This is a genomic window from Pseudoxanthomonas sp. 134C1 (assembly GCF_057773065.1).
In genome coordinates, this window is record NZ_JBYMTH010000002.1 from 392,830 (window position 1) to 408,110 (window position 15,281).

Consider the following 15,281-nt stretch of genomic DNA (forward strand, 5'->3'; position numbering starts at 1 on the left):
CCCGCCAGCCCCCAGCATGACTCTTCCCGGCAACCGCCTGCAGTGCAGGCGCGCCACCTATCGGATGTGATGATGACGCGACAGCCCACCCGCCGCCTGCTCGCCCTGGCCCTGGCCTCGGCCCTGACCGCCCCCGCCTGGGCGCAGACGGCCCTGCCCCCCCTTGTCGCGCCCACCGAGGCCGAACCGGGCAGCTTCACCGCCAGCGACATCCGCATCGATGGCCTGCAACGCATTTCCGCCGGTACGGTCCTGACCTACCTGCCGATCGAGCGTGGCGACACGGTCACTTCATCCCGCGTCGGCGACGCCATCCGCGCGCTGTACAAGACTGGCTTCTTCCAGGACGTCCGGGTGGATCGCCAGGACAACATCCTGGTGGTGACCGTGGTCGAACGCCCCGCCATCAACAAGCTGACCGTCACCGGCAACAAGGACATCAAGACCGAGCAGCTGATGACCGGCCTGAAGGACATCGGCCTGGCCGAAGGCGACACCTTCGATCGGCTCAGCCTGGATCGCGTGACACAGGAACTCATCAAGCAGTACAACAACCGCGGCAAGTACAACGTCGAGATCACCCCGACCGTCAGTCCGCTGGACCGCAACCGCGTCGACATCACCATCGCCGTCAAGGAAGGCAAGGCGGCCAAGATCCGCCATGTCAACGTGGTCGGCACCGAGAAGTTCCAGAACGAGGACATCCTCAAGACCTGGGAATCCAAGGAGCACAACTGGCTGTCCTGGTACCGCCGCGACGACCAGTACTCCAAGGAAAAACTCTCCGGCGACATGGAGAAGCTCAACTCCTGGTACCTGGACCGCGGCTACGTCGACTTCAGCATCGACTCCACCCAGGTGTCGATCAGCCCCGACAAGCGCGACATGTTCATCACCGCCGGCATCACCGAGGGCGAGCAGTACAAGGTTTCCGAGGTGAAGGTCACCGGCGATACCGTGCTGCCCCAGGAAAACGTCGAGCGCATGGTGATCGTCAAGCCCGGCCAGATCTTCTCGCGCCGGCTGCTGGAAATCACGTCCGACGGCATCACCGCGACCCTGAGCAACATCGGCTACGCGTTCGCCCAGGTCAACCCGATTCCGTCCGTCGATCGCGAAAAGCGCACCGTCTCGCTCAACTTCCAGGTCGTCCCCGGACCGCGCGTGAACGTCCGCCGCATCGTCTTCAAGGGCAACGCGCGCACCTCCGACGAGGTCATGCGCCGCGAGATGCGCCAGTTCGAGGGTTCCTGGTATTCGCAGGCGGCCATCGATCGTTCCAAGATCCGCCTGCAGCGCCTGGGCTACTTCGAGACCGTGGACGTCGAGACGCCAGCGGTTCCCGGCACCAACGACCAGGTCGACGTGGTCTACACGGTCAAGGAAACCACTTCCGGCAGTTTCGTGTTCGGCCTCGGCTATTCGCAGCTGTCCGGCATGACCACCTCGATCCAGCTGTCGCAGAACAACTTCCTCGGCAGCGGCAACCGGGTATCGGTCGAGGCCCAGCGCAGCGACTACCTGCAGCGCTATTCGTTCTCGTTCCTGAATCCGTTCTTCACCGACGAGGGCATGTCGCTCGGCTACAACCTGTGGTGGCGCGAGTACGACTACTCCGACTTCAACGCCGCCCAGTACTCGACCACCAGCGCCGCCGCGCAGGCGGTGCTCGGACTGCCGCTGACCGAGACCGACAGCGTGTCGCTGCTGTTCGGCATCGATCGCAACCAGATCAACTACAACATCTACACCCCCGCGCAGATCATCGATTACATCAACGCGATCGGCCAGCGTACCTTCCACGCCTGGCGCACCGAAATCGGCTGGGCGCGCGACACCCGCAACGACTATTTCATGCCCACCGCCGGCACGTACCAGCGTGTGTCGGCTGAAATCACCCTGCCCGGCTCGACCGTCGAGTACTACAAGCTCAACTACGAGTTCTCCAAGTACTGGCCGATCACGCCGTCGCTGGTGCTCAACACCCGCTTCGACTTCGGCTACGGCGACAGCTGGGGCAGCGATTCGTCGCGGAATGTCTGCAGGATGCTGCCTACCGATCCGTCCATTCCCGGCGAGGCCAATCCGGCGGCCGCCACTGACGGCACTGGACCGTGTGCACCGGGCTCCGTCCTGGATCGGACCCTTACCGCCACCGGCCTGCCGTTCTTCGAGAACTTCTACGCGGGCGGTGTGCGTTCGGTCCGCGGCTTCAGCGACAACACCCTGGGCCCGCGTTCCGAGGTCACTCAGGGTTACTGGCGCGGCCAGCCGCTCGGCGGCTCGCTGAAGACGGTGGGTTCGCTGGAAATGTACTTCCCGCGCCTGTTCGACTCCAACGCGGCCCGCATTTCGGCGTTCTTCGACTTCGGCAACGTGTTCGACGGCTACGACAACTTCGATGCCGGCGAACTGCGCGCGGCCGCGGGCGTGGCGCTGCTGTGGCGTGCGCCGGTCGGCCCGATTTCGATCAGCTACGCCTTCCCGCTGAAGAAGAAGGATGGCGACGAGATCGAGCGCCTGCAGTTCACCTTCGGCGGCGGCTTCTGATCGCGAGCCCGTGCGTTGACGGGCCACACCATCGCCCCCCGTATGGTGTAGCCCGCGTTTCCCGCGCCCCGTCGGCGCGGCGATGAGACGGAGCGAGGCGCTACAATTGCGCCCCATGACCGTGTCCCCCCTTACCGCCGCCGCGCTCGCCGAGCGCTTCTCGCTGGGCCTGCACGGCGACGGTGACATCGCCGTCGACGGCGTCGCCACCCTGGCCCGGGCCGGCCACAGCCAGCTCGCCTTCCTGGCCAATTCCCGCTATCGCTCCCAACTGGCGGAATCGGCCGCCGGCATCGTGGTATTGCGCGAGGACGATGCCGCGGCGGCACCCGGCACCGCCCTGATCGCCCGGGATCCCTATACCGCTTTCGCCAAGATCGCGGCGCTGTTCGAGCAGCGACCTGCGCATGCTCCGGGCATCCACCCCAGCGCGGTGATCGACCCGTCCGCGCGGGTATCGCCGGGCGCGCATATCGGTCCGTTCGTGAGCATCGGCGCACGCGTCGAAATCGGCGAAGGCTGCATCATCGGACCGCACTGCGTGATCGGCGATGACTGCGTGGTCGGTGCCGGCAGCGAGCTGATCGCCCGGATCACCCTGGTCACCCGGGTACGCCTGGGGCAGCGCGTGCTGATTCACCCTGGCGCGGTGCTCGGCGCCGACGGGTTCGGCCTGGCGATGGACGCCGGACATTGGATCAAGGTGCCGCAGCTGGGTGGCGTGGTGGTGGGCGACGACTGCGAGATCGGCGCCAATACCACCATCGATCGCGGCGCGCTCGACGATACCGTGCTGGAGGAAGACGTCCGGCTCGACAACCAGATCCAGATCGGCCACAACGTCCGCATTGGCGCGCATACCGCGATGGCCGGTTGCAGCGCCGCCGCCGGCAGCGCGAAGATCGGCCGCTACTGCCTGATCGGCGGAGCCGCCGGCGTCCTCGGCCATCTGGAAATCTGCGACCGCGTGGTCATCACGGCGATGTCGCTGGTGACCAGTTCCATTCATGAGCCGGGCGAGTACTCGTCCGGAACGCCTCTCACCGACAACCGGACCTGGCGCAAGAACGCCGCCCGTTTCAAGCAACTCGACGCACTGGCACGCCGCGTGCTGGCCGCGGACAAGGAATGAACATGACCGAACCCGAAGTGAAGCTGCCCATCGACGTCGTCACCATCCAGAAGCTGTTGCCGCACCGCTATCCGTTCCTGCTGGTGGACAAGGTGGTGGAGTTCGAAGCACACAAGCGCATCGTCGGCATCAAGAACGTGACCATCAACGAACCGTTCTTCCAGGGCCACTTCCCCGGCCATCCGGTGATGCCCGGCGTGCTGGTGATCGAAGCCCTGGCCCAGGCCGGTGGCGTGCTGACCCAGATCTCGCGTGGCCTGTGCGGCGGCGATCGGTTGTTCTACCTGGTCAAGGTCGACAACGTGCGGTTCTCGCGCATGGTGGTGCCGGGCGACGTGCTGGAACTGCATGTGGAAATCAAGCGGGTGATCCGCAACATGACCCTGTACACCTGCGTGGCCAAGGTCGCCGGCAACGAGGTCGCCAGCGCCGAGGTGCTGTGCGCCGAGACCCCGGCATGAGTACCGACATCCACCCCAGCGCGGTGATCGATCCGAACGCCCGCCTGGGCGCCAACGTGCGGGTCGGTCCCTTCAGTCTGGTCGGCGCCGGGGTCGAAATCGGCGACGGCACCGTCATCGGCCCGCATTGCAGCGTCATCGGCCCGACCCGGATCGGTCGTGACAATCACCTGGTGGGCCACGTTGCCGCCGGCGGCGACCCGCAGGACAAGAAATTCGCCGGCGAGCACACCGAACTGGTCATCGGCGATCGCAACATCGTCCGCGAATTCGTCACCCTCAACCGCGGCACCGGCAGCGGCGGCGGCGTCACCCGCATCGGCGACGACAATCTGCTGCTCGCCTACACGCACGTCGCCCACGACTGCGTGATCGGCAACCACTGCGTGTTCTCCAACAACTCGACCCTGGCCGGACACGTCACCGTCGAGGACTGGGTGATCATGAGCGGCTTCTCCGGCGCCCACCAGTTCTGCCGTATCGGCGCGCATGCGTTCATCGGCATGGGCGCGCTGGTCAATGGCGATGTGCCGCCGTACACGATGGTCGGCAGCGATTCGCTGGGCCGGCCGCGCGGCATCAACAGCGAGGGCCTGAAGCGTCGTGGCTTCGACAGCGAGCGCATCAGCGCAATCAAGCGCGCCTACCGCACCCTGTACGTGGCCGGCCTGCCGCTGGCCGAGGCCAAACTGCAACTGGCCGAACAGGCGCAGTCCAGCGATGACGTGCGCGCGCTGCTCGATTTCATCGAGCGCGGCGAGAGGCCGCTGCTGAGATGAACCCGCCGGCACGACGGCCGCGCATCGCGCTGGTGGCCGGCGAGGCCTCCGGCGACGGCCTTGGCGCCGGTCTCATCGCGGCGCTGCGCGAGCGCTGTCCCGAAGCCGAGTTCGCCGGCATCGGCGGCGATGGCATGCGCCGCGAAGGCTGCCAGACCTGGTTCGACGCCGGTGAGCTCGCCGTCATGGGCCTGTCCGAGGTACTGCGCCATCTGCCCCGCCTGCTGAAGCTGCGGCGCGCGTTCCGCGAGCGCGTGCTGGCCTGGCAGCCGGACGTTTTCATCGGCATCGATGCACCCGACTTCAACCTGGGCGTGGAGCGCTGGCTCAAGCAGCGCGGCATCCGCACGGTGCATTACGTCAGCCCCTCCGTGTGGGCCTGGCGCGAGAAGCGTGCGCAGAAGATCGGTGCCAGCGCCGACCGCGTGCTGTGCCTGTTCCCGATGGAGCCCCCCATCTACGCCCGCCATGGCGTGGATGCGCGCTTCGTGGGGCATCCCATGGCCGATGACATGCCCCTGCAACCGGACCACGCCACGGCCCGCCGCGCGCTGGATCTGCCGGCGGAAGGCCCGGTCCTGGCGCTGTTGCCCGGCAGCCGGCTGGGTGAGATCCAGCGGCTCGGGCCGCCGTTCCTGGAGGCGGCCCGCCGAATCGCCGCCGAGCTGCCCGGCCTGCAGGTCTGTGTCCCGGCCGCCAATGCGGCGTGCCGCGGACTGCTGGAAACGCTGCTGTCCGACCCGCGCCTGGCGGTGCCCAACCTGCGCCTGCTGGATGGGCATGCCCGGACCGCGCTGTACGCCGCCGACGTCGTGTTGCTGGCTTCCGGCACCGCGACCCTGGAAACCATGCTGGCCAAGCGGCCGATGGTGGTCGGTTACAAGGTCGCGCCGATGACCTATCGCATCGTCAAGGCGCTCGGCCTGCTGAAGGTGGAGCGCTACGCGCTGCCCAATGTGCTGGCGGGCGAGGATCTGGCGCCGGAACTGATGCAGGACGACTGCACGCCCGACAAGCTGGCCGATGCCGTGCTGCATTGGTTCCGCGCACCGCAGGCCGCCGCCGCCCTCCAGCCCAGGTACCTGCATCTGCACGAGCAACTGCGTCAGGACGCCTCCGCGCGCGCGGCCGATGCGGTGATGGAACTGCTGTCATCCACGCCGCGCGCCGTCGTCGGCTAGGATCCTCCCCATGCTGCCGGTCGACTCCCTGTTTCCCGCCCCCGTGTTCCGCCTGGTTGCCGGGGTGGATGAAGCGGGCCGCGGCCCGTTGGCCGGGCCGGTTTCCGTCGCGGCGGTGATCCTGGATCCGGATCGCCCCATCGACGGCCTCAACGATTCCAAGCAGCTGACCGAAACCCAGCGCGAGACGCTGTACCCGCTGATCATCGAACGCGCGCTCGCCTGGCGCGTCGAGTTCGTGCATCGCGAGGAAATCGACCAGCTCAACATCCTGCAAGCCACGATGGAAGGCATGCGCCGCGCGGTCCGTGCGCTGCAGCCGGCCGCCGAACTCGCGCGCATCGACGGCAACCGCATTCCCGCACGCCTGTCCTGCCCGGCCGAGGCGCTGGTGGGCGGGGATCGCCTGGATGCCGCGATCATGGCGGCTTCGATCCTGGCCAAGGTGACACGCGATCGCGCGATGGTCGAATTGCACGCGCAGTTCCCGCAGTACGGCTTCGCCAGCCACAAGGGCTATTCCACGCCCGAACATCTGTCCGCGCTCACCCGGCACGGACCCTGCCCGCAACATCGCCGCAGTTTCGCGCCGGTGCGGGTCGCGCTGGAAGCACACGGCATGCGCTGAGCGCGGAGTTCCCGCGCCATTGCCACCACCGGTCGGATGAACAGGACGCCCTGTCCTTGGTCACGCCCACTTCCAGCAGGCGAAACCATCGCGGCAAGATCGCACGCTGTCGTGGCATCTCCCCGGGAGCAATGCCGCTGCTTCACGGATCACGGTGATGCGCACCGGCCCCCGACGGTCACGCGAGAACTGCCATGAACCTGCGCCGACACAATACGATTCCGGATCCCGTCTCGCAGTCGTGCGACCGGCCATCCCGGCCCACCGCCGATGGCGATCGCCTCCACCCACGCCTGGATGCGCTCGTGCGCGCGCTCTGTCCGGACGCGCCACCGGTGGGGGTCGACTGCCCGCGCCGGATCGCCGCGCTGCTGGAGGACGCCACCTGGGAATGCGATCCCGCCGTCCGGTCGGGACTGACCACCGTGATGGCCCGGATTCACGGCACCGACGACCCCGGGGCGCCACTGCCGATGGATCTCTCCTGGCCCGATCTGTCCCGTGAAATCCGGGCCCATGGCGATTTCCTGCGCCTGCGCGAGTTGGAATCCAGCCTGCGGCACGCACCGGTCGGCGGTTTTCCGTTCGACCGCCATGACTGGGAACACGCCCGCGATGAGGAATCGGCCCTGCGCGAGCACCAATGCCACGTCCGCGAGGCCAGCTACGCGCCCACGCCATCCGAGGTGTTCCGCATCCACTGAGCCGGTGTTGGTCGCTTGCCACCGCCGACCATGACCCGCCTCGCACCCGGCCGGTGACCGCACCGGCCGGGCCCGGCGGCGATGTCAAGCCTTGCCCCTCCCCACCCCCGCCGGTAACCTGCCCGGACAGTCTTCCGAGCCGGCATGTCCTCCCGCTTCGTTCATCTCCACCTGCACACCGAGTTCTCGATGGCGGATTCAATTATCCGCGTGCCCGAGAAACCGGATCAGGCCGACCCCAAGAAAGCCAAGCAGGCCAACCTGCTCAGCCGCGCGGTGGAACTGCGCATGCCGGCGCTGGCAGTCACCGATCGCAACAACCTGTTCGCCCTGGTCAAGTTCTACAAGGCCGCCGAGGGCATCGGCATCAAACCGATCGCAGGCGCCGACGTGCTGGTGGCCGAAGGCAACGAAACACCGTGGCCGGTAACCCTGCTGTGCCGGGATCGCGAAGGCTACCTGTCGCTGTCGCGCCTGCTTACCCGCGCCTGGATGGAAGGCCATCGCAACGATGGCGTCGCCATCGAGCCGCAATGGCTGCACGAGGATCGCCAGGGTCTGTTCGCGCTGATGGGTCGACAGAGCCATGCCGGCCGTCTCGCGCTCAGCGGGCGGCATGAACTGGCCGAACAGCATCTGGCCGAATGGCAGCGCAGCTTCGGCGAGGATCTGCACCTGGAGCTGACCCGCACCCAGCGCGAGGGCGAGGAAGCCTTCAACGCGTTCGCGCTGCACGCATCGGCCAAGCGCGGCCTGCCGGTCATCGCCAGCAATGACGTGCGCTTCCTGTCGCCGGACGACTTCGATGCGCACGAGGCGCGCGTGTGCATCGCCTCCGGCCGCGTGCTGGACGATCCCAAGCGGCCGCGCGAGTACAGCGCCGAGCAGTACATGAAGTCGGCCGAGGAGATGGCCGCGCTGTTCGCCGACGTGCCGGACGCCATCGACAACACCCTGGCGCTGGCGCAGCGCTGCAACATCGAGATGCGGCTGGGCACCTACTTCCTGCCCGCCTATCCGGTGCCCGAAAACGAGACCCTGGACAGCTGGATCCGCAGCCAGGCCCGGGCCGGCCTGGAAGAACGGCTGGAGAAGAACCCGCTCGCCCCGGGCAGGTCCCGCGAGGACTACGTCGAACGACTGGAATTCGAGCTCGACACCATCATCAAGATGGGCTTCCCCGGCTACTTCCTGATCGTCGGCGACTTCATCCAGTGGGGCAAGAACCACGGCATCCCGATCGGCCCGGGTCGCGGCTCGGGCGCCGGCTCGCTGGTGGCGTGGGCGCTGAAGATCACCGATCTGGATCCGCTGCCCTACAACCTGCTGTTCGAGCGTTTCCTCAATCCGGAACGCGTGTCGATGCCCGACTTCGACATCGACTTCTGCATGGATCGGCGCGACGAGGTGATCGACTACGTCGCGCGCAAGTACGGCCGCGACCGGGTCAGCCAGATCATCACCTACGGCACCATGGCGGCGAAGGCGGTGGTGCGCGACGCCGGCCGCGTGCTGGGCTTTCCCTACGGCCTGGTCGACGGCGTCGCCAAGCTGATTCCCAACATCCTCGGCGTGACGCTGAAGGATGCGATGGGCGAAGGCAACAGCGAGATGTCCTCGCAGGAACTGATCGATCGCTACAACAACGAGGACGACGTCCGCGATCTCATCGATCTGGCGCGGCAGCTTGAAGACCTGACCCGCAACGCCGGCAAGCACGCCGGCGGCGTGGTCATCGCTCCGTCGCCGTTGTCGGACTTCTGCCCGCTGTTCGCCGAACACGACGAGGGCATGCTGGGCCGGAACCCGGTCACCCAGTTCGACAAGAACGACGTCGAGGAAGTCGGCCTGGTGAAGTTCGACTTCCTGGGCCTGCGCACGCTCACCATCATCGATTGGGCGGTCAAGGCCATCAACCGCCGCCACGCGCGCGCGGGCGTACCGCCGGTCGATATCGCGACGATTCCGCTGGATGACGCCGCCACCTATCGCCAGGTCTTCGCATCCGGCAACACGGGCGCGGTGTTCCAGTTCGAATCCTCCGGCATGCGCCGGCTGCTGAAGGACGCCAAGCCCGACCGCTTCGAGGATCTGATCGCGCTGGTATCGCTGTACCGACCCGGCCCGATGGACCTGATTCCCAGCTTCGTCGACCGCAAGCACGGACGCGAGGAAGTCGAGTATCCCGACCCGCGCACCGAAGCAATCCTGAAGGACACCTACGGCATCATGGTGTACCAGGAGCAGGTGATGCAGATGGCGCAGATCGTCGGCGCCTACTCGCTCGGCGGCGCCGACCTGCTGCGTCGTGCGATGGGCAAGAAGGTGCCGGCGGAAATGGCCAAGCACCGCGAGATCTTCCGCGAAGGCGCCGGCAAGGGCGGCGTCGACGAGAAGAAGGCCGACGAAATCTTCGACCTGATGGAGAAGTTCGCCGGCTACGGCTTCAACAAGTCGCACGCAGCCGCCTACGCGCTGGTGTCATATCAGACCGCATGGCTGAAGTGCCACTACCCGGCCGAGTTCATGGCCGCGGTGCTGTCCTCGGACATGGACAACACCGACAAGGTGGTCGGCTTCCTGGACGAAGCGCGCGGACTGTCGCTGACCGTGCTGCCGCCGGAGATCAATCACTCGGACTACATGTTCGAGGCGACCGACCCGCGCACCATCCGCTACGGCATCGGCGCGATCAAGGGCGTCGGCCAGGGCCTGTGCGAGACCATCGTCGCCGAACGCCAGCAGGGCGGTGAATTCCGCGATCTGCTGGATTTCTGCAAGCGGGTCGACTCCTCCAAGCTCAACCGGCGCGCGCTGGAAGCGATGGTGAATGCGGGTGCGCTCGACGCGCTGGGCCGCAACCGCGCCTCGCTGATGCTGCAACTGCCGGAGGTGCTCAAGGCCACCGATCAACTGGCCAAGGAACGCGCGGCCGGACAGAGCTCTTTGTTCGGCGGTGGCGGCGATGCCACGCCGGCGCTGGAAGTGGTGCTGACCGAAGTGGACGAATCGCCACTGAGCCAGTTGCTCAATGGCGAACGGGAGACGCTGGGACATTACCTCAGCGGTCATCCGATGGATCCCTATCGCGAGGATCTGCGGACCCTGGTCGGCAGCGACCTGGGTGATCTGGAGAAACTCTGGAGCAACCAGTCGCCGGGCGAGAAGAAGGGCTGGCGCCCCGAAGTCAGCGCGCTCATCGCCGGCCAGGTGGTCGGCGTGCGCCGCAAGGGCGACAGCCAGGTGTTCGTGCAACTGGAGGATGGCCGCGGCCGGATCGAGTGCAGTGCGTTCTCCGACGCGATGGCCGAGTTCGGGCCACTGCTGACCCGCGACCGCATCCTGATCATGAAGGGCGGCCTGCGCGAGGACGAATTCAACGGGGGTTTCAGCCTGCGCATCCGCCAATGCTGGGATTACTCGCAGCTGTGCGCGCAGCAGGCGCAGCGGCTGTCGCTGCGGCTGGATCTGCGCGAGCCGGGCCTGTGGTCGCGGGTGGACGCGCTGCTCGCCCGCCATCGGCCCGGCAATACGCCCCTGCGCCTGGATCTGGTGCTGTCCTCCGGCAAGTCGGCCACCGCCGGGATGCTCGACGTCAATGGCAATCTGTCGGTACGGGTCGACACCGAACTGGTCGACGCGCTCCGGGCCACGCCCGGCGTGCGCGCGGTCAAGCTGGCGGTGGGCCGCCCCTGGACGCAGAACCACTGAGCCCGGTTTCCGGGCTCCGGACCGTACTACACGGCTCGGTATGGAGCCCCCGGCTGGGATAAACTCCCCTCTTTCCGGCCCATGGCCCGCTTGATGAATCCGAACTACCTCGATTTCGAACAACCCATCGCCGATCTGGAAGCGAAGATCCAGGAGCTGCGCAACGCCAGCGCCGGGCCGGCGGTGAATGTCGATGCCGAAGTCCATGCCCTGCAGGACAAGCTGCGCGTCCGCACCGCCCAGATCTTCCGCGACCTGACCCCATGGCAGGTCTCCCAATTGGCCCGCCATCCGGCCCGCCCGCATACCCTCGACTACGTACGCGTTATCTGCGACGAGTTCCAGGAGCTGGCCGGTGATCGCGCGTTCGCCGACGACAAGGCGATCGTCGGCGGCCTCGCCCGCATCAACGGCCGCTCGCTGGTCGTCATCGGCCACCAGAAGGGCCGTGACACCAAGGAAAAGATCAAGCGCAACTTCGGCATGCCCAAGCCCGAGGGCTACCGCAAGGCGCTGCGGTTGATGAAGCTCGCCGAGCGCTTCCGCCTGCCGGTGCTGACCTTCATCGACACGGCTGGCGCCTGGCCGGGCATCGACGCCGAGGAACGCGGCCAGTCCGAGGCGATCGCCCGCAACCTGCTGGAAATGTCGGAATTGAAAGTCCCGATCCTCTGCACCGTGATTGGTGAGGGCGGTTCCGGCGGCGCGCTTGCCATCGGCGTGGGTGATCGCACCCTGATGCTGGAATACAGCACCTACTCGGTGATCACCCCGGAAGGCTGCGCCTCGATCCTGTGGAAGTCCGCCGACAAGGCCAAGGACGCCGCCGAGCAACTCGGCCTGACCGCCAAGCGGCTGCATTCGCTCGGCTTGGTCGACAAGGTGGTGCGCGAACCGATCGGCGGCGCCCACCGCAATCCGCGCCAGACCGCGACCCGCCTGAAGGCCGTCCTGCTCAACGAGCTCGACGCGCTGGAACAGATTCCGGTGGAACAGCTCCTGCAGCGCCGCTACGAACGCCTGCGCGGCTACGGGGCCTACGAGGCCGCCTGAGGACAAGCGCGATGACCTGGCAGAAATGGATATCTGCCCTGCTGCTGGTGCCGGTGCTCGGCTATGTCCTGCTGTGTCTGGGTGTGTATCTGTGGGGCGCCGGCGCGCTCCCCGCGGACCGGCAACCCAACCGACAGTTCCCCTCACCGCTTCTGCGGACCCAGTATCTGGCCAGCGAGGGCATCCGGAGCGCGGACGGCGTCCGCCTGAATCCTCTGACGGTATCGCTGTACCTTTTCCGCGAGCAGTCCCCGGCGTGGAATGATCTGCGGCTTCCCGCCCATGCAGGCCGGGCCTTGGTGCGCCGCTCGGCCACCCCGATCGGCGGACTGCGGCGGCACGCCGCCGAGCTCGCCGCGATGATCCATGTCAGTCGCGCATGGTCGGTCGACGAGCAGATCGCCACCGTGTTGAACGAGGGCTCCTTCGGCCGCGATGCGCGTGGCCTGACCGCCGCGGCCAATGCCTGGTACGGACAGTCTCCGGAGGCGCTGCGACCGGAGGAATCACTGGCCTTGCTCGTGCTGACGCGGGGCCCCTCCTTCTACGACCCGCGGTGCCGGCCTGGCCGCTTCAACCAACGCTTTCGTCTCCTGTCCACGCGCCTCGACATCGCGGACAAGGATGCCGCACTGGCGCGCGCACGCGAGCGCCTGCGTCCCGTTGCCTGCGGCGACCGTTCCGTACCCACCGCCGCTTTCATTCCTCTTCCCGTCTCCAGCATTTCCTCATGAGCCCGATCATCATCCTGTCGCTGATCCTGCAGGTTGCCTGCTGTGTGCACGTCGTGCGCACCGGGCGACCGCTGTACTGGGTCTTCATCCTGTTGTTGTTTTCCTACATCGCGGTGCTGGTCTACTTCATCGCCGAAGTGCTGCCGGACCTGCGCCACAGTCCGTCCGCTCGCCGTGCCGCGCGCAGCGTCCGCTCGCGTATCGATCCCGAGCACGAAAAGCGCAAGGCGGATCGCAAGCTGGGCCTGTCGGATACGCCGGAGACCCGCCGCCAACTCGCTGAAGAATGCCTGCGCAGCGGGGATTTCGCGCGCGCCGAGGATCTGTTCGCCAACGCCCTCAAGGGCCTGTACCGCACGGATCCTGATCTGATGCTCGGCCTCGCCAGGGCCCAGTACGGACAGGGCAAGGCGCGCGAGACCCGCGAAACGCTGGATGCGCTGATCGCCGCCAATCCCGGCTTCCGTTCCACCGACGGCCACCTGCTGTATGCGCGCGCGGTGGAGGATCTCGGCGATCCGTCAGCCGCCCTGCACGAGTACGAAGTGGTGGTGCAGGGCTATCCCGGCGAGGAAGCACGGGCCCGCTACGGGCTGCTGCTCAAGCGCCAGGGCAACCTGGCGCAGGCCAGGTCGGTATTCCAGGAGATCCTGACCCGTTCCGACGCCCTCCCGCGGTACTACCAGCGTGACCAGCGCGAATGGATCGCCCTGGCCCGCAGTGAGCTGGCGAGCCTGTCCTCGTCCTGAGTTGCCGCGACGATCCGCCGCAGGCGCGGGTGTGCCGGCGGCGCTAGGATGCATGGGCCGGCATCGGCCGGCTCATCGGGGGAATACGATGGATCTGCTGCGTCCATGGTGGCTCTTGCCGCTCATCCTGTTCGTCCTGCCGATCGTGGTCGGCCTGTTCTACAACCGCCTGCGCTGGCACCGGAATGGCGTCAACCAGAACTGGGTTCTGGGGCTGTTCGTGAGTGTCTGCTGGCTGGCCGCCATCCTCGTCATCCTCGACAAGCTGCGCTGAGCCGCGGGCCTGCCCGCTAGACTGGGCGGCATGTTCGTCCTGCCGCCCCTGCCCGCCGACGCGTCGTCCCTGCTCATCGGTTTCAGCGGTGGGCTGGATTCGACCGCGCTGCTGCATCGTCTCCGGCATGACCGGACATTCCGCGACCACGATCTGCGGGCGATTCACGTCCATCACGGCTTGCAACCCGCGGCCGACGACTGGGTCGCGCACTGCCAGCGGATCTGTGATGCCTGGGCAGTTCCGCTGGCGGTGGCGCGGGCGGAGGTTTCCAGCCACGCCGGCCAGGGTCTGGAGGCGGCGGCCCGCCACGCGCGCTACACCGCGTTCGCCGGAGCGATGACACCCGGCGCCGTGCTGGTGACCGCCCATCACCTGCAGGACCAGGCGGAAACCTTTCTGCTGCGCGCGCTGCGCGCTTCCGGCGTGGACGGTCTCGGGGCGATGCGCGACTGGCGCGCCTTCGCAGCGGGCTGGCATTGGCGTCCCCTGCTGGAGATTCCGCGCGCCGTGCTTGAAAGCCATGCCCGGCAGCACGGTCTTGACTGGATCGAGGATCCCAGCAATTTGCACGCCGTCCACGATCGCAATTTCCTGCGCCAGCAGGTGATGCCGCTGCTGGAACAGCATTGGCCGCACGCATCGGCCGCGCTCGCCCGCAGCGCCGCGCTCGCCCGTGAAAGCGCCGGCCTGCTGGATCAGGAAGACGCGCATGCGCTGGCGATGACGCGCACGCTGGATCCGTCGGCATTGTCGGTCACCGCCCTGCTCGCGCTGCCCCCCGCGCGCCGGGCGCGCCTGTTGCGCCGCTGGCTGGACGAACGCGCATTGCCGCCGCTCCCCGCCGAGGGTGTGCGTCGGATCGAGCGGGATCTGCTGCCTGCGGCGGCGGACGGTGAAGCCGAATTCGCGTGGCAGGGCGCCATCGTGCGCCGCTGGCGCGATCTGCTGCATGCCAGTCACGCCCAGGCGCCGCTGCCCGCCGGTCGGGACGTCGAGTGGGACACCCGTTCGCCGCTCAGGCTTCCCAGCGGCGATGTCCTGGTCATGGAAGGCGCCTCCTGGCCGGCTCCGCTGCGCGTCGGCGCACGGCACGGAGGCGAGCGCCTGCGCCTGCCGGGCCGCTCCCATACCCATTCCCTGAAGAAGCTGCTGCAGGCCGAGGGGATTCCACCGTGGGAGCGCGCGCTGCTGCCCCTGCTGAGGGACGCCGACGGCGAACTGCTGGCCGCCGGCGACCTGTTGCTGGGCGCGCGCCTGGACGCATGGTTGCGGCAGTCGGGCGCCACCCTGCGCTGGCAACGGGCGGGCTGACGGGTGAGCGT

The 15,281-nt window shown here is 67.4% G+C and carries 12 protein-coding genes and 1 pseudogene; all 13 read left to right on the forward strand.

Annotated features, from left to right (window positions below; all coding sequences use genetic code 11):
* Positions 1-72 precede the first annotated feature (72 nt).
* The 13 genes and pseudogenes from bamA (at position 73) to tilS (ending at position 15,270) form a co-directional block, all read left to right on the forward strand.
* Positions 73-2,550: an outer membrane protein assembly factor BamA gene (gene bamA, locus AC3DEZ_RS05670; protein ID WP_447105165.1), complete on the forward strand. Its 2,478-nt coding sequence runs from the start codon at positions 73-75 to the stop codon at positions 2,548-2,550.
* Positions 2,551-2,665: 115 nt separating this feature from the next.
* On the forward strand, positions 2,666-3,682 hold the full coding sequence (gene lpxD, locus AC3DEZ_RS05675) for a UDP-3-O-(3-hydroxymyristoyl)glucosamine N-acyltransferase (protein WP_488387355.1): 1,017 nt from the start codon (positions 2,666-2,668) through the stop codon (positions 3,680-3,682).
* Positions 3,683-3,684: 2 nt separating this feature from the next.
* A complete protein-coding gene (gene fabZ, locus AC3DEZ_RS05680) occupies positions 3,685-4,143 on the forward strand; it encodes a 3-hydroxyacyl-ACP dehydratase FabZ (protein WP_183643174.1) in 459 nt (152 codons plus the stop codon).
* Entirely contained in the window at positions 4,140-4,922 is a 783-nt protein-coding gene (gene lpxA / locus AC3DEZ_RS05685; RefSeq protein WP_488387356.1) for an acyl-ACP--UDP-N-acetylglucosamine O-acyltransferase, read from the forward strand. The genes fabZ and lpxA overlap by 4 nt, the downstream gene beginning before the upstream one ends.
* Positions 4,923-4,930: 8 nt before the next feature.
* Positions 4,931-6,103: pseudogene (lpxB, locus tag AC3DEZ_RS05690) on the forward strand (lipid-A-disaccharide synthase); the annotation flags it as partial.
* Positions 6,104-6,113: 10 nt separating this feature from the next.
* Positions 6,114-6,731, forward strand: a complete 618-nt coding sequence (rnhB, locus tag AC3DEZ_RS05695; protein WP_488387357.1) for a ribonuclease HII — start codon at positions 6,114-6,116, stop codon at positions 6,729-6,731.
* Between the two features lie 194 nt (positions 6,732-6,925).
* Positions 6,926-7,435, forward strand: a complete 510-nt coding sequence (locus AC3DEZ_RS05700; protein ID WP_488387358.1) for a hypothetical protein — start codon at positions 6,926-6,928, stop codon at positions 7,433-7,435.
* 144 nt (positions 7,436-7,579) lie between these two features.
* Entirely contained in the window at positions 7,580-11,146 is a 3,567-nt protein-coding gene (dnaE, locus tag AC3DEZ_RS05705) for a DNA polymerase III subunit alpha (RefSeq protein WP_488387359.1), read from the forward strand.
* Between the two features lie 93 nt (positions 11,147-11,239).
* Positions 11,240-12,199 carry an acetyl-CoA carboxylase carboxyltransferase subunit alpha gene (locus AC3DEZ_RS05710; RefSeq protein WP_488387360.1) on the forward strand — a complete coding sequence of 320 codons (960 nt, stop codon included), beginning with the start codon at positions 11,240-11,242 and terminating at the stop codon, positions 12,197-12,199.
* Between the two features lie 11 nt (positions 12,200-12,210).
* Positions 12,211-12,933: a transglycosylase domain-containing protein gene (locus tag AC3DEZ_RS05715; protein ID WP_488387361.1), complete on the forward strand. Its 723-nt coding sequence runs from the start codon at positions 12,211-12,213 to the stop codon at positions 12,931-12,933.
* Positions 12,930-13,682 (forward strand): tetratricopeptide repeat protein, encoded by a 753-nt coding sequence (locus AC3DEZ_RS05720; RefSeq protein WP_488387362.1) that lies wholly within the window; start codon positions 12,930-12,932, stop codon positions 13,680-13,682. The genes AC3DEZ_RS05715 and AC3DEZ_RS05720 overlap by 4 nt, the downstream gene beginning before the upstream one ends.
* A gap of 88 nt (positions 13,683-13,770) precedes the next feature.
* Complete coding sequence (locus tag AC3DEZ_RS05725; RefSeq protein WP_488387363.1) at positions 13,771-13,956, forward strand: hypothetical protein; 186 nt, start codon at positions 13,771-13,773, stop codon at positions 13,954-13,956.
* A 30-nt stretch (positions 13,957-13,986) separates the two neighbouring features.
* Positions 13,987-15,270, forward strand: a complete 1,284-nt coding sequence (tilS, locus tag AC3DEZ_RS05730; protein ID WP_488387364.1) for a tRNA lysidine(34) synthetase TilS — start codon at positions 13,987-13,989, stop codon at positions 15,268-15,270.
* Positions 15,271-15,281: the final 11 nt, after the last annotated feature.